The 20,034-nt window shown below is 72.4% G+C and carries 21 protein-coding genes; 7 read left to right on the top strand and 14 right to left on the bottom strand.

Annotated features, from left to right (window positions below):
- Positions 1 to 323: 323 nt before the first annotated feature.
- Entirely contained in the window at positions 324 to 965 is a 642-nt protein-coding gene (locus ACFWW8_RS36595) for a DNA-3-methyladenine glycosylase (RefSeq protein WP_386536731.1), read from the bottom strand.
- A gap of 141 nt (positions 966 to 1,106) precedes the next feature.
- Between ACFWW8_RS36595 and ACFWW8_RS36590 the strand changes: the two genes are divergently transcribed.
- From ACFWW8_RS36590 to ACFWW8_RS36580, 3 genes are all read left to right on the top strand, one after another.
- Entirely contained in the window at positions 1,107 to 1,889 is a 783-nt protein-coding gene (locus ACFWW8_RS36590; protein WP_386536729.1) for a sporulation protein, read from the top strand.
- A gap of 57 nt (positions 1,890 to 1,946) precedes the next feature.
- Entirely contained in the window at positions 1,947 to 2,480 is a 534-nt protein-coding gene (locus ACFWW8_RS36585) for a YbhB/YbcL family Raf kinase inhibitor-like protein (RefSeq protein WP_386536728.1), read from the top strand.
- A gap of 149 nt (positions 2,481 to 2,629) precedes the next feature.
- The gene (locus tag ACFWW8_RS36580) at positions 2,630 to 3,133 is read left to right on the top strand and encodes an HNH endonuclease (protein WP_386536725.1); all 504 of its coding nucleotides are present in this window, start codon (positions 2,630 to 2,632) and stop codon (positions 3,131 to 3,133) included.
- 61 nt (positions 3,134 to 3,194) lie between these two features.
- Here the strand turns inward: ACFWW8_RS36580 and ACFWW8_RS36575 are convergent, their stop codons facing one another.
- The 4 genes from ACFWW8_RS36575 to ACFWW8_RS36560 form a co-directional block, all read right to left on the bottom strand.
- Complete coding sequence (locus ACFWW8_RS36575; protein WP_386536723.1) at positions 3,195 to 3,977, bottom strand: sulfite exporter TauE/SafE family protein; 783 nt, start codon at positions 3,975 to 3,977, stop codon at positions 3,195 to 3,197.
- Positions 3,978 to 4,089: 112 nt separating this feature from the next.
- Complete coding sequence (locus tag ACFWW8_RS36570) at positions 4,090 to 5,067, bottom strand: SPFH domain-containing protein (protein ID WP_386536720.1); 978 nt, start codon at positions 5,065 to 5,067, stop codon at positions 4,090 to 4,092.
- Between the two features lie 154 nt (positions 5,068 to 5,221).
- A complete protein-coding gene (locus ACFWW8_RS36565) occupies positions 5,222 to 5,650 on the bottom strand; it encodes an NfeD family protein (protein ID WP_386536718.1) in 429 nt (142 codons plus the stop codon).
- 88 nt (positions 5,651 to 5,738) lie between these two features.
- The gene (locus tag ACFWW8_RS36560; protein ID WP_386536715.1) at positions 5,739 to 6,533 is read right to left on the bottom strand and encodes an ABC transporter ATP-binding protein; all 795 of its coding nucleotides are present in this window, start codon (positions 6,531 to 6,533) and stop codon (positions 5,739 to 5,741) included.
- A 168-nt stretch (positions 6,534 to 6,701) separates the two neighbouring features.
- On the opposite strand from ACFWW8_RS36560, the gene ACFWW8_RS36555 reads away from it, so the two are divergent.
- Entirely contained in the window at positions 6,702 to 7,475 is a 774-nt protein-coding gene (locus ACFWW8_RS36555) for a hypothetical protein (RefSeq protein WP_386536713.1), read from the top strand.
- 370 nt (positions 7,476 to 7,845) lie between these two features.
- On the opposite strand, the gene ACFWW8_RS36550 is transcribed toward ACFWW8_RS36555, so the two are convergent.
- The 3 genes from ACFWW8_RS36550 to ACFWW8_RS36540 form a co-directional block, all read right to left on the bottom strand.
- Entirely contained in the window at positions 7,846 to 8,091 is a 246-nt protein-coding gene (locus ACFWW8_RS36550) for a chaplin (protein WP_386536710.1), read from the bottom strand.
- Positions 8,092 to 8,241: 150 nt separating this feature from the next.
- On the bottom strand, positions 8,242 to 8,892 hold the full coding sequence (locus ACFWW8_RS36545; protein ID WP_386536707.1) for a response regulator: 651 nt from the start codon (positions 8,890 to 8,892) through the stop codon (positions 8,242 to 8,244).
- The gene (locus tag ACFWW8_RS36540) at positions 8,885 to 10,099 is read right to left on the bottom strand and encodes a GAF domain-containing sensor histidine kinase (protein ID WP_386536704.1); all 1,215 of its coding nucleotides are present in this window, start codon (positions 10,097 to 10,099) and stop codon (positions 8,885 to 8,887) included. Before ACFWW8_RS36540 ends, ACFWW8_RS36545 begins: the two co-directional genes overlap by 8 nt.
- Before the next feature lie 499 nt (positions 10,100 to 10,598).
- Between ACFWW8_RS36540 and ACFWW8_RS36535 the strand changes: the two genes are divergently transcribed.
- Positions 10,599 to 11,267, top strand: a complete 669-nt coding sequence (locus ACFWW8_RS36535) for a transglycosylase SLT domain-containing protein (protein WP_386536702.1) — start codon at positions 10,599 to 10,601, stop codon at positions 11,265 to 11,267.
- A 108-nt stretch (positions 11,268 to 11,375) separates the two neighbouring features.
- Here the strand turns inward: ACFWW8_RS36535 and ACFWW8_RS36530 are convergent, their stop codons facing one another.
- The gene (locus ACFWW8_RS36530) at positions 11,376 to 13,946 is read right to left on the bottom strand and encodes an FHA domain-containing protein (RefSeq protein ID WP_386536699.1); all 2,571 of its coding nucleotides are present in this window, start codon (positions 13,944 to 13,946) and stop codon (positions 11,376 to 11,378) included.
- 771 nt (positions 13,947 to 14,717) lie between these two features.
- Between ACFWW8_RS36530 and serB the strand changes: the two genes are divergently transcribed.
- Complete coding sequence (gene serB, locus ACFWW8_RS36525) at positions 14,718 to 15,917, top strand: phosphoserine phosphatase SerB (RefSeq protein ID WP_386536696.1); 1,200 nt, start codon at positions 14,718 to 14,720, stop codon at positions 15,915 to 15,917.
- Positions 15,918 to 16,085: 168 nt separating this feature from the next.
- Here the strand turns inward: serB and ACFWW8_RS36520 are convergent, their stop codons facing one another.
- The 4 genes from ACFWW8_RS36520 to ACFWW8_RS36505 all read right to left on the bottom strand — a co-directional run bounded on the left by ACFWW8_RS36520 (position 16,086) and on the right by ACFWW8_RS36505 (position 18,603).
- On the bottom strand, positions 16,086 to 16,607 hold the full coding sequence (locus ACFWW8_RS36520; RefSeq protein WP_386536693.1) for a SixA phosphatase family protein: 522 nt from the start codon (positions 16,605 to 16,607) through the stop codon (positions 16,086 to 16,088).
- A gap of 118 nt (positions 16,608 to 16,725) precedes the next feature.
- Positions 16,726 to 17,013, bottom strand: a complete 288-nt coding sequence (locus ACFWW8_RS36515) for a hypothetical protein (RefSeq protein WP_386536690.1) — start codon at positions 17,011 to 17,013, stop codon at positions 16,726 to 16,728.
- 157 nt (positions 17,014 to 17,170) lie between these two features.
- Entirely contained in the window at positions 17,171 to 17,290 is a 120-nt protein-coding gene (locus tag ACFWW8_RS36510; RefSeq protein WP_279628666.1) for an SGM_5486 family transporter-associated protein, read from the bottom strand.
- Between the two features lie 5 nt (positions 17,291 to 17,295).
- Positions 17,296 to 18,603, bottom strand: coding sequence for a CynX/NimT family MFS transporter (locus ACFWW8_RS36505; RefSeq protein ID WP_386536687.1), 1,308 nt, complete (start codon positions 18,601 to 18,603; stop codon positions 17,296 to 17,298).
- Between the two features lie 66 nt (positions 18,604 to 18,669).
- Between ACFWW8_RS36505 and ACFWW8_RS36500 the strand changes: the two genes are divergently transcribed.
- Positions 18,670 to 19,341 carry a FadR/GntR family transcriptional regulator gene (locus ACFWW8_RS36500; protein WP_386536684.1) on the top strand — a complete coding sequence of 224 codons (672 nt, stop codon included), beginning with the start codon at positions 18,670 to 18,672 and terminating at the stop codon, positions 19,339 to 19,341.
- Between the two features lie 21 nt (positions 19,342 to 19,362).
- On the opposite strand, the gene ACFWW8_RS36495 is transcribed toward ACFWW8_RS36500, so the two are convergent.
- Positions 19,363 to 19,842 (bottom strand): hypothetical protein, encoded by a 480-nt coding sequence (locus tag ACFWW8_RS36495; RefSeq protein WP_386536681.1) that lies wholly within the window; start codon positions 19,840 to 19,842, stop codon positions 19,363 to 19,365.
- Positions 19,843 to 20,034 lie beyond the last annotated feature (192 nt).

Below are 20,034 nucleotides of genomic sequence, written 5' to 3'. Positions count from 1 at the left end.
CCTGACTTCCTCGGTGCTTTCCAGGTATTCGCTTTCGCGCTTTCCTTTCCGGCGATTCCGACTCTACCAGATCATTTCCACACCGTTTCCAGCTTGGAATTGAATTCGGTGACCGTCGGAAGGTCTTCGGCCTTTCGGCGCTCCGCTACGTTAACGCTTTCCCTTCGCTGCTCATAATCGAGCTGCCGGCGTGGAATTCGGACATGCCGAAGAGGACCCCGCCAGGGGTTCGTCGTAGGTAGTGGGTTGGCCGCTGGAGGTCTGCTGATGGCAGTGCCCCGTTCAAGCGGCTCGGACAACGTTAGGCGTCCAGGAAGGGCGAGTCAAGTTGAGCGGCGGCGTGGCGCGTGGGCGCGGTACGGGCTGACCGTCGGGTCCTGGGTGATCCAGAAGCGGTACGGGTGGTGGGCGCCGTCGCCGCCCACTCCGGTCCGTGGGCCGCTGCTCGCCAGGTCGGGCGGGGTGGGGGTTCCCTCCAGGACGGACAGCGGGGAATCGGGGCCGGCGCAGAGGTCGGTGCCGTCGAGGGAGCGATCGATGGCCAGGGCCGTGGCCAGCCGGGCCGGACCCTTGGCCAGTTCTCTCGGGTTCTTGGCTGAAAGACGACGTTTGGCGGCCAGGTCTGCGCCGGTCGTCACCTCCCCCGCACGCAGCAGGACCCCGCTCGCGAGACCGGGCGGGCCGCATACCAGGTTGAGGCTGAACCACATGCCGTAGATGAAGTAGACGTACGCGTGTCCGGGCGGGCCGAACATCGATGCGTTGCGGGCGGTGCGGCCCCGGTAGGCGTGGGAGCCCGGGTCGGCTTCGCCCTCGTACGCCTCGACCTCCGTGATGCGCAGTTCGAGGGGGCCCTCCGGTGTGCTGCGGACCAGGGTGCGGCCGAGCAGGTCCGGGGCCACGGTGAGGACCGGGCGGTCGAAGAAGGCCCGGGTCAGGGGCGTACGGTCGGGGCGCGCGCTCATCCGGTCGAGCGTACTGGAAGGGGCGCGCGTGCAACCGGGGCCTAATGTTCCGCGTTGGTGTGGGGTAGGCGCGCGACGCCCGTGGTGGTGTCGCCGCCGGGTCCTTCCGATCCTTAGATCCTTCTTCAGGGGAGTTTGAACATGGGGTTCAAGAAGCTGTTCGCGAGCCTGGGTGCCGGCGGTGCGTCCGTGGACACGGTCATCACCGAGCCGAACGTCGTGCCGGGCGGCATCGTCCAGGGCGAGGTCCGGATCCAGGGCGGGTCCGTCGACCAGCAGATCGAGGGGCTGTCCGTCGGTCTCCAGGCGCGGGTCGAGGTGGAGGGCGGCGACCAGGAGTACAAGCAGGACGTCGTCTTCAACAAGCAGCGCCTCGGCGGTGCCTTCCAGGTCCAGGCCGGCGCGCTGCACGTCGTGCCGTTCGGGCTGGAGATCCCGTCGGAGACGCCGATCACCCACTTCGGGGGCCAGCACCTGCACGGGATGAACATCGGGGTCAGCACCGAGCTGGAGATCGCGCGCGCGGTCGACGCGGGCGACCTCGACGCGATCAACGTGCACCCGGTGCCGGCGCAGCAGGCGATCCTCGACGCGTTCCGCCAGCTCGGCTTCTCCTTCCGCAGCGCGGACATGGAGCGCGGGCACATCCGCGGCACGCGGCAGACGCTGCCGTTCTACCAGGAGATCGAGTTCGCGCCGCCGTCGCAGTACCGGGGCCTGAACCAGGTCGAGCTGACCTTCGTCTCCGACGGCCGCGAGATGGACGTCGTCCTGGAGATGGACAAGAAGCCCGGGCTGTTCAGCGAGGGCAGCGACACCTTCCGCTGCTTCCAGGTGGGGCTGCACTCCTACCAGGAGACCGACTGGACGGCGTACCTGAACCAGTGGATCGCCTCCGTCGGTTCCACGCGCAACTGGCTCTAGCTCCTGGGCTCCGTCCAGGACACGCGTCCGATCAGCCACCGACCAGGAGGGTCAGCAGTGACCGAGCAGAGCAGGGCGCCCCTGCCGCACGACTTCCATCCCGAGGTGCACGCCTTCACCGTGACGAGTACGGACCTGGAACCCGGGGCGGACCTGGGTGACGCCCAGGTCCTGTCGGGCGGGAACGTCTCCCCGCAGTTGCGCTGGGAGGGCTTCCCCGAGGGGACGAAGAGCTTCGCCGTGACGTGCTTCGATCCGGACGCGCCCACGGGCAGCGGGTTCTGGCACTGGGTGCTGTTCGACCTGCCGGCGTCGGTCACGGAGCTGCCGGCCGGGGCGGGCGGCGGGAAGTTCGAGGGGCTGCCCGCGGGGGCGGTGCACGTGCGCAACGACTACGGGACCGCGGACTTCGGCGGGGCGGCCCCGCCGGCCGGGGAGCGGCACCGGTACGTCTTCACCGTGTACGCGGTGGATCAGGAGGAGCTCGGCCCCGACGGCGACGTCTCCCCCGCCGTGGTCGGGTTCAACCTCCGTTTCCACACCCTCGGGCGGGCCCAGCTGATCGGCGAGTACGAGGCGCCCGCCGGCTGATCGTTCTCCGAGCGTTTGCCCGGTCCTGGTCTAAAGACGGCCAGGACCGGGCATTTTTATTGCGTTGTCCCGCGTGGCGCGCGCGGCCAGAGTGGTCGCGGGCCCTGCTGCCGGTGTGGTCGCGGGCCTGCACACGGGAGGTGGGCGAGATGCGGGACACGCTGGTGCTGAATGCGAGCTTCGAGCCGCTGTCGACGGTGACGTTGAACCGGGCGGTGGTTCTGGTGCTCCAGGACAAGGCCGTGGTCGAGCAGTCCCATCCCGAGCTGCGTGTGCGAGCTGCCACCGTGGAGCTGCCGATGCCTCGGGTGATCAGGCTCTGCAGGTACGTACGGGTGCCCTTCCGAAGACATGCCCCCTGGTCACGGCGGGGGGTGCTGGTCCGGGACCAGCACCGGTGCGCGTACTGCGGGAAGCGCGCGACGACCGTGGACCACGTGCTCCCGCGGGCCCAGGGCGGCGGGGACACCTGGCTGAACACGGTGGCCTCCTGTGCCGAGGACAACCACCGCAAAGCGGCCCGGACGCCGGAGGAGGCGGGGATGCCCCTGCTCCGCAAGCCGTTCGTGCCGTCCCCGGCCGATGCCATGCTGCTGGCGCTGGGGGTGGCGGGGCGGGACGTCCTGCCGGAGTGGCTGGAGCGTTCCGCCTAGCCGTGAGCCCCCGGTCCGCGCGTACGCGCTCGCGCTGGGCGGCGTAATTCCGCTACGCCGCTCAGCGGACGAGCAGCTGGACGATCGCGAGGATGCCGACGGTCACGATGACCGCGCGCAGGGCGGTCGGCGGGAGGCGGCGGCCGACCTTGGCGCCGATCTGGCCGCCGATGGTGGAGCCGACCGCGATCAGCAGGACGGCGGTCCAGTCGAACTCGGCGACGAAGAGGAAGACGACGGCGGCGATGCCGTTGACCAGGGCGGCGACGACGTTCTTCACGGCGTTGATCCGCTGGAGGTCCTCGCGGAGCAGCAGGCCCATGAGGCCGAGGTAGAGCACGCCCTGGGCGGCGCCGAAGTAGCCCCCGTAGGCGCTGGAGAAGAACATGCCGGTGAGCAGGGCGGGGCCGCCGTCGGGATGGCCGGTGTCGCCTCCGGCGGCGTCCTGGCGGCGGCGCAGCGCCTTGGCGAGGCGGGGCTGGAGGACGACGAGCACGAGGGCGAGTCCGATGAGGACGGGCACGATCGTGTCGAAGGAGTCGGACGGCAGGGTGAGGAGCAGGACGGCTCCGGCGCAACCGCCGACGAGGGAGACCGCGCCGAGCCGCAGGATCCGGGAGCGCTGGCCCCGGAGTTCCTTGCGGTAGCCGATGGCCCCGCTGATGGACCCGGGTACCAGGCCGAGGGTGTTGGAGACGTTGGCGGTGACCGGCGGCAGGCCGGTGGCGAGCAGCACCGGGAAGGTGATCAGGGTGCCGGAGCCGACGATGGTGTTGATCGTGCCGGCGCCGATGCCGGCGGCGAAGACCGCGAGTGATTCCCAGACGGACACGGGAGGGGCCATCCCCTTTGCATGAGTGGGTCGCCTCCCCGCCATGAAGGTCGAGGGGCCTCACCCGATCATGCAGGACGGCACGGCCCGCCCGGTGTGCCGGGGTCCCGGGGCGGGGGCGCCGTCAGTCGATGGGGGGCTGCTCGCGGCGGTCCGGCGTGGCCTTGTCGCCCGCGTCGGCGGTGGCCTTGCCGGAGTTCTGCGGGTTGAAGCCGGAACCGCCGCCCATCGGGCCGAAGTTGCCCATGGCGCCGGAGAGGCCCTTGAGCGCGTCGCCGATCTCGCTGGGCACGATCCAGAGCTTGTTCGCGTCGCCCTCGGCGAGCTTCGGGAGCATCTGGAGGTACTGGTAGGCGAGGAGCTTCTGGTCGGCGTCGCCGGCGTGGATGGACTCGAACACCGTGCGGATCGCCTGCGCTTCACCCTCGGCGCGCAGGGCGGCGGCCTTGGCGTCACCCTCGGCTCGGAGGATGGAGGACTGCTTCTCGCCCTCGGCGCGCAGGATCTCGGACTGGCGGACGCCCTCGGCCTGGAGGATCGCGGCGCGCTTGTCGCGGTCGGCGCGCATCTGCTTCTCCATCGAGTCCTGGATGGAGGTCGGCGGCTCGATGGCCTTGAGCTCGACGCGGTTGACGCGGATGCCCCACTTGCCGGTGGCCTCGTCGAGGACTCCGCGCAGGGCGGCGTTGATCTCCTCGCGGGAGGTGAGGGTGCGCTCCAGGTCCATGCCGCCGATGATGTTGCGGAGGGTGGTGACGGTCAGCTGCTCGATGGCCTGGATGTAGCTGGCCACTTCGTAGGTCGCGGCCCGGGCGTCGGTCACCTGGTAGTAGATGACGGTGTCGATGTTGACGACCAGGTTGTCCTGGGTGATGACCGGCTGCGGCGGGAAGGGGACGACCTGTTCGCGGAGGTCGATCCGGTTGCGGATCGAGTCGATGAACGGAACGACGATGTTCAGGCCCGCGTTGAGGGTGCGGGTGTAGCGGCCGAAGCGCTCGACGATGGCTGCGCTGGCCTGCGGGATCACCTGGATCGTCTTGACCAGTGCGATGAAGACCAGAACCACCAGAATGATCAGGACGATGATGATCGGTTGCATGCGGTTCCCCGTGCCCTTCCGGCTGTCTGTGCTGCCCCGTTGAGCGGAGTCTCGCAGACCCCGGGGCCGCGAGTCGGCTGGTTGCTCACATGACGGCTGCGTGACGGCTCACACGCCGTCCGGGTGACGGCTCCCAAGTCCCTTGCGGAGACGGTCACATGACGACTGCGGTCGCCCCGTCGATCTCCACGACGTCGACGGACCGGCCGGGTTCGAAGCTGGTGTCCGCGTCGAGGGAGCGGGCGGACCAGATCTCCCCGGCGAGCTTGATACGGCCGCCGCTGCCGTCGACGCGTTCGAGTACGACGGCGCCCTTGCCTCTCAACGCGTCGATTCCGCTGCGGTGTTGGGGGCGCTGGTCACGATGGCGGTTGGCGATCGGGCGGACCACGGCGATGAGCGCGACCGACACGATCACGAAGACCAGGACCTGCGCGACCACTCCCCCGCCGAGCGCCGCCGTCACGGCGGCCGCCACCGCGCCGACGGCGAACATGCCGAACTCCGGCATGGCGGTCAGGACGAGGGGGATGCCCAGTCCGACCGCGCCGATCAGCCACCACACCCACGCGTCGATGTCCACGTGGTCATGGTAGGTCGGGCGGGCGCGGTCGGGACAGGGTGCGGGGTGGTTCGGTCCGCCCGGCCCCGTCCCTTCCGGGGCGTTCCCGCTAGCGGAGGGGCAGGCCCTGGGCCGTCCAGCGGTCGTTGCCGTTGCGCTCGACGACCAGGGGGAGGCCGAAGCAGAGCGAGAGGTTGCGCGAGGTGAGTTCCAGGTCGATCGGACCCGAGGCGACGACCTTGCCCTGGCGGATCATCAGGACGTGGGTGAAGCCGGGGGCGATCTCCTCGACGTGGTGCGTGACCATGACCATCGAGGGCGCGAGCGGGTCGCGGGCGAGGCGGCCGAGGCGGCGTACGAGGTCCTCGCGGCCGCCGAGGTCCAGGCCGGCCGCGGGCTCGTCGAGGAGCAGCAGCTCGGGGTCGGTCATCAGGGCGCGGGCGATCAGCGTGCGCTTGCGCTCGCCCTCGGAGAGCGTGCCGAACTTCCGGTCGAGGTAACCGGTCATGCCGAGGCGGTCGAGGAAGGCGCGGGCGCGCTGCTCGTCGATGTCCTCGTACTCCTCCTGCCAGGTCGCCGTCATGCCGTACGCGGCGGTGAGGACGGTCTGCAGGACGGTCTGCCGCTTGGGGAGCTTGTCGGCCATCGCGATACCGGCGATGCCGATGCGGGGGCGCAGCTCGAAGACGTCGACCTTGCCGAGGGTGCTGCCGAGGATGGTGGCGGCGCCCTTGGTGGGGAAGAGGTAGCTGGAGGCGAGGTTCAGCAGTGTGGTCTTGCCGGCGCCGTTGGGGCCGAGGATCACCCAGCGCTCCCCCTCCTTCACCGACCAGGAGACCTGGTCCACCAGAGCCCGGCCCTCGCGGACCACGGATACGTCCACCAGCTCCAGAACATCGCTCATGAGCGTGTTGTCACCCCTTGCAGTCACGGTTCTCTGTGCGCCGGCAGGCGCAGCCCCAGGGAAGAACCTACGCCACTCGGAGAGGGGTCCGGGGCCGGGGCCGGGTCGGGGTCGGGGAGGTGCCCGGGTACGGGGTCCGGCGCGGGGTGCGGTCCGTAGAGTTGGGGGATGCTTTTCGAACCACGTTCAGGGCGGCTGGCCGCCTGGGGGAACGCGCTGCTGGCAGGTCTGGTCTCGCCCGACGAGGCCGTGTCGTCGATCGTGGGCGAGGACGCCGTGCACCGGGTGGAGGGCCTGCCCGGGGAACCGGGTCCGGTGGGGCTCACGCTGGCGCTCGGGCGGATGCGGGCGCTGGGGGTGACCGGACTGCGGGTGGCCCTGCCGGCGCCCGGGCATCCGCTGGGGCTGAGCGGGCCGCCCGAGTTCAACGCGCGGGCGCTGGACGCCGAGGAGGCGGTGGTCGCGGTGGGCGCGGGCCTGGGACTGGTGCCGGAGGTCTTCGAGGTGGGCCCGGCCGGGGACTTGCACGTGTCGGTGACCTGGCACTGCCTGCCGGTACGGGAGGCCCCGCCCGCGGACGTGCCGTCGCTCGGCGAGGCGGAGCGGGAGCTGGCGGAGGCGCTGCGCGAGGCGACGGTGGTGCTGACCCGGCTGGACGTGGCGGGGTCGGGGCCGGTCGCCGACGCGGCGCTGTCGGCGTACCGGGCGCGGGCGGAGGCCGGACGGGAGGTGCTGGCGCCGGGGTACCCGCCGCGGGCGGTGCGGGTGCTGGCGCTGGCGCAGCGGGTGGACCTGCTGGTGTCGCTGGCGTACGAGCACGGCCCGGGGGGCGCGGTGGCCGCCTCGGAGATGGCGGCGCGGTCGGAGGCACTGCGGCCGGTGGAACGGGTGGCGCGGCGGGCGCTGGTCGCGGCGTACAACGCGGCGGTGGAGCGGCACTGATACCGGCACCGACACCGGCCGGGACACCGGCCGGGCGCGGGCGGGCAGCGGGCGGGCAGCGGGTACCGCCCGGCTCGGACAGCGCCTTGGGGCACCGGCACGGGTACCGGCCCGGCTCGGGCAGCGCGGGTACGGAACCGGCGCGGGGTGGCCGGGCCCGGCTGGCGGGTACCGGCAGAGGCGCCGGGTGCCGTTCGACCGGAACGCGCCCGGGTCCGGTGGCGTCGGGCGGAACGGAGCGGAACGGCGACGGCCCCGCTTCCCGGGGAGAGGGGGGGAAGCGGGGCCGGTGGCGCGGGCCCCGGGCGCGCCGCGGAACGGAGTCCGGGGAGCGGTGCGGGGGCCGCGCCGGCGGCGCGAGCGCGGAGCGTCAGGCGTTGACGCCCGTGTTGCCGAAGGCTCCGTTCAGCAGGCCGACCACGTTGACCGTGTTGCCCACCGCGTTCACGGGGACGTGCACGGGGACCTGGAGCAGGTTCCCGGAGGCCACGCCGGGCGAGTTCAGGGCCTCGCCCTCCGCCGACGCACCGCCGTGCGCCGAGGAGACACCGGCGCCGGCGGCGAGGAGGCCGCCCGCGATCATGGTGACGGCTGCGGCCTTCTTGAAGTTCTTCACGTTTTTCTTCCTCCGTACGTCCGCCGCGACCATCCGTCGCGGCACGCCATGGAGAACGGCCGCCCGGCCCCCGGGATACGCCATGTGGGCTACATACACCCGACCGTATGAATCTCCGATGGTCTGCACGGGCGCGCCCGGCCGGTCCGCTCAGTCGGTGAGGCCGTGCCTGACCGCCCACAACGCGGCCTGGGTGCGGTCGGCGACGTCCAGCTTCATCAGGATGTTCGAAACGTGCGTCTTGACGGTCTTCTCCGACAGGACGAGGGCCCGCGCTATCTCGCGGTTCGAACGGCCGTCCGCGATGAGGGCGAGGACCTCGCGCTCCCGTTCGGTCAGCGAGCCCCCGCGGCCCGACGGGGGGCCCTGGCCGTCCTGGGCGAGCAGCGCCTGCGCCACCTCCGGCTGGAGGAGCACGTGTCCGGCGTGGACGGAGCGGATCGCGCCGGCGAGGGCGTCCGGGTCGATGTCCTTGTAGACGTACCCGGCGGCGCCGGCCCGCAGGGCGGGGACCGCGGTGCGCTGCTCGGTGAAGCTGGTGACGATCAGCACCCGTGCCGGGTTCGCCGCCCCGCGCAGCCTGCGCAGGGCCTCGATGCCGTCGGTGCCCGGCATCTTGACGTCCATGAGGATCACGTCCGGGCGCAGCTCCTCGGCGCGGGCCAGGCCCTCGTCGCCGTCGGAGGCCTCCCCGACCACCTCGATGTCGTCCTGGACCTCCAGGAAGGTGCGCAGGCCCCGCCGGACCACCTGGTGGTCGTCGACCAGCAGGACGCGGATGCGGCCGGGGGTGTCAGCCACCGGGTACCTCCATCTCGATCGTGGTGCCCCTGCCGGGCTCGGCGTGCACGGCGAGCCGGCCTCCGACGCCGCCCGCGCGGTCGCGCATGGAGACCAGGCCCAGGTGGCGGCCGGCGCTGCGGACCGTCAGGGGGTCGAAGCCTCGGCCGGCGTCGGTGACCCTGAGGACCGCTCCCCCGCGGGGCGTGCGGGCCAGTGCCACCTCGACGCGGTCCGCGCCCGAGTGGCGCAGGGCGTTGTGGAGGGCCTCCTGGGCGACGCGCAGGAGGGCTTCCTCCTGGGCCGCGGGGAGGGCGCGTACGCCGTCACAGGTGAAGGTGACGTGCGCGGCGTGGGCGCGGTCCAGGACGTGGACGTGGGTGCGCAGGGTCGCGACGAGCCCGTCCTCGTCCAGGGCGGCCGGGCGCAGCTCCGTCACGGCGGCCCGCAGTTCGTCGGCGGCCTCCGCCGCGAGGGCGGCCACCTGGTGGAGTTCGTCCTTGGCCCGCGCCGGGTCGCGGTCGACGAGGGCGGCCGCGGCCTGGGCGGTGAGGCGCAGCGAGAAGAGCTTCTGGCTGACGGCGTCGTGCAGCTCGTGGGCGAGGCGGGAGCGCTCCTCGGCGATGGTCAGCTCGCGGCTGCGCTCGTAGAGCCGGGCGTTGGTGAGGGCGATCGCAGCGTGCTGGGCGAGGAGGGAGAGGAGCTCCTCGTCCTCGTCGGTGAAACCGGTGGCGCCCGCACCTCCTCCCTGTCCGGTACCTCCCCTATGTCCCGCATCGGCGCTGCCGCCGGCCGGGGCCCCGCGCTTGTTGGCGAGGAAGAGGGCGCCGAGGGTCTCCTCGCCGTCGCGGACGGGCAGGCCCAGGAAGTCGGACATGTCGGGGTGGGCGGACGGCCAGCCGCCGAAGCGCGGGTCCTCCCGTACGTCGGCCAGCCGCTGGGGGCCGTCCTGGCGGAGCATCGCGGCGAGGATGCCGTGCTGGCGGGGCAGCGGGCCGATCCGCCGCCATTGCTCCTCGCCGATGCCGTCCACGACGAACTGGGCGAAGCCGCCGTGGTCGTCCGGGACACCCAGGGCCGCGTACTCGGCGTCCAGGAGCTCGCGGGCCGAGACGACGATCGTGCGCAGGACGTCGCGGACCTCGAGCGTGCGGCTCATGGCGAGGAGTGCGGTGCTCACGGCCGCGAGGCCGCTGCGGGGTCCCCCGTATCCGGGGCTGGCTGTCATGGCCTCACCGTACTCGCGGGCCTGACCTGCGGGATCGGGCACCGGGCGGAAGGGTGGGGGGTCGCTCGGCCTACGGCCGACGGCGGAGGCGGGTCCGTGCCGTCTCTGACCTCGGGAGGACATCAGGGGGCGGTGGCGTGGTCCCCAGGTCGTACACGCGTGACACTTCGCGTTGCTTCCGCAACGGTGGGTCAGATTGTTACGTGCCCGATGTGAGCCCGCACATAGGACGCAGGTCACTTACGAAGCTCCCTAGTGGACACGTAAAGGTCCTGTGAGCTCGGGCGCGCGTTGCTCAGATGCGGCAGAGCGGGACGAGTCGGCCGGCCCTGATCCACTAAGCGGGATCGTACGTCACACCTTTGCCAGGCGATTTTGCCGCCGCTAAGAATTGCTCCCGTCGCACAGCGCCGCAGATCTCGGATCAGCGCGGCGCTTTCCTGCGGCCCCGCCCTCAGACTGCCCGGGGGTGGCCCCCCGTCGAAGAGGTTGCCCCGCCATGTCTGCTTCCAGCACTCCCGGTCACAGTCGTCTGACGAAGGCACACAAGCTGTCCATCTCCGGTGTCGCCACGCTCGGTGCCGCCGCGCTCGCGTTCTCCCTCGTCCCGGCCGGTGCCGGCGAGACCGAGACCGTCGTCTCCGCCGCCCCCGTCGCCTGGACCCAGGTCGTCGACGGAGCCCAGACGAAGGCTGTACAGCAGAACCTCTCCGTGCAGCACGTCGTCGCGGCCAAGGCCGCCTCGGACGCGGCGGCGAAGGCCAAGGCCAAGGCCGCGGCGGACGCCAAGAAGGACCGCGAGCAGAAGACGGCCGCGAGCCGCTCCGCGACCCGCACCCCGGTCTTCGCGAACAACCTCGACGGCTGGATCAAGGAAGCCCTCTTCATCATGAAGCGCGAGGGCATTCCGGGCAGCTACCACGGCATTCACCGCAACGTGATGCGCGAGTCCAGCGGCAACCCGCTGGCGATCAACAACTGGGACATCAACGCCCGGAACGGCATCCCGTCGAAGGGCCTGCTCCAGGTCATCGCCCCGACCTTCAAGGCGTACCACGTCAAGGGCACCAAGTTCGACCAGTACGACCCGGTCGCGAACATCGTCGCCGCCTGCAACTACGCGGCCGACCGCTACGGCTCGATGGACAACGTCAACAGCGCCTACTAGGCCTGGCACGGTCCGTCGGCCCTCCCCGACCCCCCATGCGCCTCAGGGCGGCCCCCGGAGACCGGGTGCCGCCCTGAGGCGTTCGTGTGCGCGTCCGCGGGGCGGGGCCTACTTGCCCGCGCGCATCACCTCGGGCTCGTGGCGGCGCAGCAGGCGCTGCACCGCGAAGCCGCAGGCGATGCCGAGGAGGACCAGGACGGTGATGTTCAGGCTCCACTGGCCGACCGTGGCGTCCCAGAGCGGGTCGGTGTTGGTCGGGTTGTCGGCGTCCCACGGCGGCATGAGCACGCCGAGGTTCAGGGTGGAGCCGGCGGCGGCGATCGCCCAGCGGGACGGCATCAGCCAGGCGAACTGCTCCAGGCCCGGGGAGTCGTACAGCTGGAAGAGGATGCCGGTGAAGACGACCTGGACGATCGCGAACATGACCAGGAGCGGCATGGTCTTCTCGGCGGTCTTCACCAGCGAGGAGATCACCAGGCCGAACATCATCGAGGTGAAGCCGAGCGCGATGACCGACAGGCAGATCTCCACGGCCGGCGGCAGGATCAGGCCCTCGGCGGGCAGGTCGCGCGGGAAGAAACCGATGCCGCAGATGATCACGCCCTGGATGGCCGTGATGACGCCGAGGACGATCACCTTCGACATGAGGTACGCGGACCGGGACAGGCCGGTGGCGCGCTCACGCTCGTAGATCACGCGTTCCTTGATCAGTTCGCGGACCGAGTTGGCGGCGCCGGAGAAGCACATGCCGACCGCGAGGATCAGCATGATCGTGCCCGCGTCGCCGTTGAAGCGGGACGGCGCCACGGGCGGCGCGAGGCCGAACTTCGCGGGGATGACCGTGGAGACCACGCCCAGGACCGCCGGCAGGATCAGCATCAGTCCGATGAAGCCCTTGTCGGAGGCGATCACCGAGACGTAGCGGCGCATCAGCGTGAGGAGCTGGGAGCCCCAGCCCTGCGGCTTGGGCGGGCGCATCTGCTGGACCGGCGGCATCGCGACCGACTGCGGGGCGACCGCGTCGATGTCGGCGGCGTACAGCTGGTAGTGCTGCGAGCTCTTCCAGCGCTCGGCCCAGTCGTACTCGCGGTAGTTCTCGAAGGCGGAGAAGACGTCGGCCCACGTGGTGTAACCGAAGAAGTTCAGCGCCTCGTCCGGCGGGCCGAAGTACGCGACCGAGCCGCCCGGCGCCATGACCAGCAGCTTGTCGCAGATGGCCAGCTCGGCGACGGAGTGGGTGACCACCAGGACCGTGCGGCCGTCGTCGGCGAGGCCGCGCAGCAGCTGCATGACGTCGCGGTCCATGCCGGGGTCGAGGCCGGAGGTCGGCTCGTCCAGGAAGATGAGCGACGGCTTGGTGAGCAGCTCCAGGGCCACGGACACGCGCTTGCGCTGACCGCCCGAGAGCGCGGTGATCTTCTTGTCCTTGTGGATGTCGAGCTTGAGCTCGCGCAGCACCTCGTCGACGCGGGCGGCACGCTCGGACTCGGCGGTGTCGCCGGGGAAGCGGAGCTTGGCCGCGTACTTGAGGGCCGTGCGGACCCGCAGCTCCTTGTGCAGGATGTCGTCCTGCGGGACCAGGCCGATGCGCTGGCGGAGCTCCGCGAACTGCTTGTACAGGTTGCGGTTGTCGTAGAGGACGTCGCCCTGGTTGGCGGGGCGGTAGCCGGTCAGCGCCTTGAGCAGCGTCGACTTGCCGGAGCCGGAGGGGCCGATGACGCCGATCAGCGACTTCTCCGGGACGCCGAAGGTGACGTCCTTGAGGATCTGCTTGCCGCCGTCGACCGTGACCGTGAGGTGGCGGGCCGAGAAGGAGACCTCGCCGGTGTCGACGAACTCCTCGAGGCGGTCGCCGACGATCCGGAACGTCGAGTGGCCGACGCCGACGATGTCGTTCGGGCCGAGCAGGGCGGTGCCGGACTTGGCCACCGGCTGACCGTTGACGTAGGTGCCGTTGTGGCTGCCGAGGTCGTGGATCTCGAAGCGGCCGCCCGGCATGGAGCGGAACTCGGCGTGGTGGCGTGAGACCTGGAGGTCGGAGACCACCAGCTCGTTCTCCAGCGCGCGGCCGATCCGCATGACGTGGCCCAGCGAGAGCTGGTGGAACGTCGTGGGGCTGCGGTCGCCGTAGCCGGGCGCCCCGCCCTGCGCCGGCCGGGCCGCGGCGGGGCCGCCGCCCTGCTGGTGCGGGAGGTGCGGCTGCGGCTGCTGCGGTGCGTGCTGCGGGTGCTGCTGCGGCGGCACCTGCTGTTGCGCGGCCTGCTGCTGCGGAGCGTACTGCTGGTGCTGCGGCGCCTGCTGCTGTTCCCAGGCCTGCTGCTGGGGCTGCTGCTGCGGGGCCTGGTACGCCGGGGCGTGGGCCTGGGCCGGCTGCGCCGCCGGGGCGGCGGCGCCGACCGGGTTCAGCCGCGGGCCGTCGGTGGCGTTGCCGAGGTGGACCGGCGTGCCGGGCACGAGCTCGGCCTGCTGGACCCGGGCTCCGCGCACGTAGGTGCCGTTGGTGCTGCCGTGGTCTTCGATCCCCCAACCGCGGCCGTTCCAGCTGATGGTGGCGTGCCGCCACGACACCCGGGCGTCGTCGATCACCACATCTCCCTGGGGGTCGCGCCCCAGCGAGTACGACCTGGACGGATCGAGCGTCCAGGTCCTTCCGTTCAGTTCCAGTACGAGTTCCGGCACTCCAGCCCCACTTAAGTCCCCCGAGAATCCCCCATGACGTCAGGGAGTCTAGGTATGGCGAACATCCGGGGGAACTATTTCAGGCCCACGGCCACATGTGGAATCCGGGCCGTGCCAGGGCCTCCACGACCCGCCGTTGACGGGGGCGAAAGCCACTCGGAGCGTGCGATACGGGACTTCTCACCCAGGCGCCCCGGACGTCGCGGATGCCGCGGAGGCCCCGCCGGGCTCGCGTCGGACCGGGGCACCGAGGGCCCGGCGGCGGGGAGGCGACGGGCCGGGCACGACGGCGACGGGGCGGCGACGGTGCTTGGGAGCGGACGCGGTCACGCGTCTCCCGCCGCGGGAAGGCCCCGTCAGCCCGCGGCCGCCTCGGCGGCGGCGGCGGCGGGGGCGGGGGCGGTTGAGCGCCGTGCCGCCCCGCGGCAGCGGCACCGTGCGCCGGCGGGCCGCGTACGTGCACGGGCCGGCCGGAGCGGCGCCGCCCCGGCGCCCGGAGGCCGCCGCGGAGGCTCCCTACGGCCGCCCGGCGGCGACGGGGTCCGCGCCGCGGTCCGGCGGTCCCGGCCCGGCCGCTCCCGGCCGCCTCCGCGGCGGGGTGCCGCGGCTGCGGGCCGGGGCGGGGCGTACGGCGTACGGCGGCATCCGCGCGGCGGGGTCCGTCCGCGGTCGGCGGCCCGTCCGGGGCGGCCGCCCGCCCCGGCCGCCGCGCGTTCAGGGAGTGGGACGGGGGTCCTGTCACCGGCCCGGGGAAGATACGGTGAGGTCACCATGAGCGCATCGCAGACCTCCGACGTCCCCACCCTCCTCGTCAAGATCTTCGGCAAGGACCGTCCCGGGATCACCGCCGGGCTGTTCGACACCCTCGCCGCCTACTCCGTCGACGTCGTCGACATCGAGCAGGTCGTCACCCGCGGCCGCATCGTCCTGTGCGCCCTCGTCACCAAGCCCGCCGGCGCCACCGAGGGCGACCTGCGGGCCACCGTCCACAGCTGGGCCGAGTCGCTCAAGCTGCAGGCGGAGATCCTCTCCGGCACCGGAGACAACCGGCCGCGCGGCAGCGGCCGTTCCCACGTCACCGTGCTCGGGCACCCGCTCACCGCCGAGTCGACGGCGCAGATCGCCGCCCGCATCACGGCCACCGGCGGCAACATCGACCGCATCTTCCGGCTCGCGAAGTACCCGGTGACGGCGGTGGAGTTCGCCGTCTCCGGCACCGAGACCGAGCCGCTGCGCACCGCGCTGGCCACCGCCGCCGGGCACATCGGCGTGGACGTGGCCGTGGTCTCGGCAGGGCTGAGCCGCCGGGCCCAGCGCCTGGTCGTCATGGACGTGGACTCGACCCTGATCCAGGACGAGGTCATCGAGCTCTTCGCCGCGCACGCGGGCTGCGAGGCCGAGGTCGCGGAGGTCACCGAGCGGGCCATGCGCGGCGAGCTGGACTTCGAGCAGTCGCTGCACGCACGCGTGGCGCTGCTCGCGGGGCTGGACGCCTCCGTCGTGGACAAGGTCCGCGCCGAGGTGCAGCTGACGCCGGGCGCGCGGACCCTGATCCGCACCCTGAAGCGGCTCGGCTACCAGGTGGGCGTGGTCTCGGGCGGGTTCACGCAGGTCACGGACGATCTGCGGGAGCGGCTCGGGCTGGACTTCGCCGCCGCCAACACGCTGGAGATCATCGACGGCAAGCTGACCGGGCGGGTCACCGGCGAGATCGTGGACCGGGCCGGCAAGGCGCGGCTGCTGCGCCGGTTCGCCGCCGAAGCCGACGTCCCCCTCTCCCAGACGGTGGCCATCGGCGACGGCGCGAACGACCTGGACATGCTGAACGCGGCCGGGCTGGGCGTGGCCTTCAACGCCAAGCCCGTGGTCCGCGAGGCCGCCCACACCGCGGTGAACGTGCCCTTCCTCGACGCCGTGCTGTACCTGCTCGGGATCACCCGCGAGGAGATCGAGGCCGCCGACCTGGCGTGACGCGGGGCGCGGGGACGCGTGGCGCGGGGACGCGTGGCGCGGGGACGCGTGGCGCGGGACCCGCACTGCGGGGTCCGCGGCCCGGGTATCCGTACGGCATGACGTGAAGGGCCCCGGCAGGGCGCACGGCCCGCCGGGGCCCTTCACGTCGGGTGGCCGGGAGTCCGGTCAGTGCTCCTTGGGGGTCCAGAAGTCGACCAGCGTGCCCACGCCGTGCTCCAGGGTCTTCCACGAGCCGGTGAAGGAGACGACGGCGAGCGCCGCGGTGGGGAATCCCGTACGGCTCATGCGCGCCGGGGCGTCACCTTCCCCGCCCGCGGAGAGGGCGTCGGCGAGGGCGTGCATGCCCGGGTTGTGGCCGATGACGAGCAGGTCGGCGACCTCGTCGGAGGTCTCGTTCAGCAGGGCGATCAGCTCGCCGAGCGAGGCGTCGTAGAGCCGCTCCTCGTACGAGGTCTTGGGCCGGTGCGGCAGCTCCTGCACGGCCAGCTTCCAGGTCTCGCGGGTGCGGACCGCCGTGGAGCAGAGGGCCAGGTCGAAGGCGATGCCGGTTTCGGCGAGCTTCAGACCGACGGCCGGCGCGTCCTTGCGGCCTCGTTCCGCCAGCGGGCGGTCGTGGTCGGACACCTCGGGCCAGTCGGCCTTGGCGTGCCGGAGGAGGGCGATCCTGCGGGGTGTGTCGGCGCTCATGACTCCCAGCTTCGCACGAAAGGAGCCACGGGGCGCAGGCTGTTGGGAGGCCGGTCGGCCGGTGCGGCGCGTCCCGGCACGCACGGGCGCGCGGTGTCACACGTACGGGCGCACGGTGTCAGCCGACGGCGCGCAGGAGCCGTTCCGCCACCTGGACCAGGCCCGGGCCGTGCCCGTCCGCGGTGGCCGCCCGGGCTTCGCCGGATCCGGCCAGGAGCAGCAGCAGGCCGAAGGCCAGCGCGGGCAACGCCAGGGCCCACCAGTGCAGGCGGGCGTCGGCGTCCCCACGGGTACGGCCGCCGCGAGCACGGCCGGTGAGGGCCGCGACCGGGCGCGCACCTGCGGCCCGCGGTGCGGCGGGACGGGGGCGGGACGGGAGGGACCGGGTGTGCGTGGGGGCCGACATGGCCGCCTCCGTGGGTGTGCGGTCGGGACGGGCTCGCTGTCTTCGAATCTATGGATCCGAAGGCCCGCCCCCCATCCGGGGCACACCCCACTTCACCCTGACCCTGGCCCCCTAGGGGGAGGGGGGTTGTCCCCACCACCCAGCGCGGCGGCCGGTGTCAGGGGGAGGCGATCGTCGCGATGACGGCGATGATCACGGTCACGGCGATCATCGCGCCGAAGACGAGGCCGAGCTTCTTGCGGCCGTTCTGGGGGTTCGGTTCAAGTACGGGCGACATGCCGGTCAGTCTCCCATGCCGCATTCGTCCTCGATCGTGCGGTCCCGTCCGGCCAGGACGCCCAGCACCATCTGCGGGACGAGGAGTCCGGCCATCAGTGCGAGGGGCAGGTCCCAGCCGCCGCTGTGCTGGTAGAGGGTGCCGATGAGCAGCGGACCGGGGATCGAGATGAGGTAGCCGACGCTCTGGGCGAAGGCGGAGAGCCTGACGACTCCGGCCGGGGACTTGGCGCGCAGGCCGATGAGGGTGATGACGAGGGGGAACGCACAGTTGGAGATGCCGAGGAGGAGCGCCCAGGCCCAGGCGCCGGCGGCGGGGGCGAGGTAGAGGCCGAGGTATCCGGCGAGGCCGAACAGGCCGAGGGCGGCGGCGATGGCCCCTTGGTTCCGCATCCGGCCGGCGAGGCGGGGGATGACGAAGGCGAGCGGCACGCCCATGACCATGGTGACGGCGAGGAGCACTCCGGCGGTGGAGGCGGACACCCCGGCATCGCGGAAGATCTGCGGGAGCCAGCCCATGGTCACGTACGCGCCGGTGGCCTGGAGGCCGAAGTAGCAGGCCAGGGCCCAGGCGGTGCGGCTGCGGACGATGCGCGGGCCCGCGTCGGCCCGTACGGCGGTCCCGGCGCCGGCCTGCTCGGCGGCGGCCGCCCGTGCGGCGCGGCGGGAGGCGCGGGCGATGGGCAGCCAGGGCAGGACGGCGACCAGGGCGAGGACGGCCCAGATCAGCAGTCCGGTGCGCCAGCTGCCGCCGAGGGCGCCGGTCAGCGGGACGGTGGCGGCGGCCGCGAGGGAGGTTCCGGCGGCCAGGGCCATGGAGTAGAGGCCGGTCATGGTGCCGACGCGGTCCGGGAAGTAGCGCTTGACGATCACCGGGAGGAGCACGTTGGTCAGGGCTATGCCCGCCAGGGACAGGGCACTGGCGGCGAGGAACCCGGCGGCGCCGCCCGCGAAGGGCCGGACCAGCAGGCCGGCGGCGATGGCGGCCATGCCGGCGCAGACGACGGTGGCGGGGCCGAAGCGGCGGGAGAGCCGGGGGGCGGTGATGCCGAAGACGGCGAAGCAGAGGGCGGGTACGGAGGTGATCAGTCCGGCGACGGTGCCGCTCATGCCCAGGCCCGTACGGGTCTCCTCGAAGAGGGCGCCGAGGCTGGTGATGGCGGGCCGCAGGTTGAGTGCGGCCAGCACGATTCCGACGATGAGCAGCGGACCGAGCCACGTGGGGGTGACGTGGGCGGGCACGGGAAGGCGCTGGTCGGCGGGGGTGCGCGCGCCCTGTGGGCGGTTCAGGGTCTGGATTTCGTCGTCGGACATTCAACCATCATAGAATCATGGGATGATTGGTTGTCCAGTTGCGCACGCTGCTCTCGAGGGGAACCCATGCCGCTGACCTCGCCCCGGCGCTCCGCGCTCGTCGACCAGGTGATCGCGCAGTTGCGGAACCAGATCACCTCCGGGGAGTGGCCGGTGGGCTCGCGCGTCCCCACCGAGCCCGAGCTCGTCGAGCTGCTCGGCGTCGCCCGCAACACCGTCCGCGAGGCCGTGCGGGCGCTGGCGCACAACGGCCTGCTCGACATCCGCCAGGGATCGGGCACGTACGTCATGGCCACGAGCGAGCTGGCCGGCGTCATGCACCGCCGCTTCGCGAACGCCGAGCCGCGGCACATTGCGGAGCTGCGCTCCACCCTGGAGTCCTCGGGCGCCCGGCTCGCGGCGGAGCGGCGGACCGAGCGGGACCTCGTCCAGCTGGACGCGCTGCTGGCGCGGCGCGAGGAGGCCTGGGCCGGCGGGGACGCGGAGCGGTTCGTGGCGGCGGACGTGAGCCTGCACATGGCGGTGGTGACCGCTTCCCACAACGAGGTGCTGATCGAGCTGTACGCGGACCTCGGCGACCTGGTGGCGGACTGGCTGCGCGGCGACGTGGGCACCGTGCTCGACCCCGCGGCCCACCTCGACCACGGCCGGCTGATCGAGGCCATCCGGCGGCGGGACGGCGACGCGGCCGCCTCGGAGGCGGCCGGCTACCCGTTCGCCTGCCTCGGCCGGGAGTAGTCGGGGGGCGGGCGGCCGCGGTCAGGGGCGCCGGTGGGTGACCCAGGTGGAGCGGACCTCCTTCCAGCAGCGGGCGGTGATCTCGGCCCGCCCCGCCGGGCCGACGGGAACCGCCGCGCCGTCGCCGTCGACGTCCCACCAGCGGTCGCACTCCACGTGCAGCCGCACCAGGTCGGTCTCCGGGTAGCTGTTGTGGCAGTACGCCGTCACCGTGGAGCCCTCGGTCTCGATGTCGCAGTCGGCGCCGAACAGGTCCCGGGCGCCGGGCCTCGCGGGCTGTACGGGGGGCTCGACGGGAATCACGGCCAGCTCCACCACCTCGGGGAGCACCGTCCCGGGGGCCCGTCCGGGACCCGCACCCTCGGGGGCGGCCACGCCGGGTCCGGGTACGGGTACGGCGTCGCCGGCCGGCGGCCGCGCGGCCGCGCCGGGGGCCAGGAACGCGGTCAGGATGACGGAGGCGACCAGGAGGGACACCGATCGGCTCGGCCTCGCGCGCACTCCCGTACCTCCTCCCCGCAGGAACCGGGAAGATCCCGACCTGGCTAGTTTGCAGGCTTATGTCCCGGTTTTCGACTCGGGAAGGTCTCGTCCGGCACCGGACATCCGATCGATCGCGGCGTCCGCACCGCTCCCCTGCGGCGAAAACGGCACCGGGAACGGCGGCGGCCGCGCTTCCCGGGAGGGGAGCGC

Source organism: Streptomyces sp. NPDC058701 (genome assembly GCF_042715295.1).
GTDB lineage: Bacteria > Actinomycetota > Actinomycetes > Streptomycetales > Streptomycetaceae > Streptomyces.
This window is presented reverse-complemented; position numbering and strand designations above follow the sequence as displayed.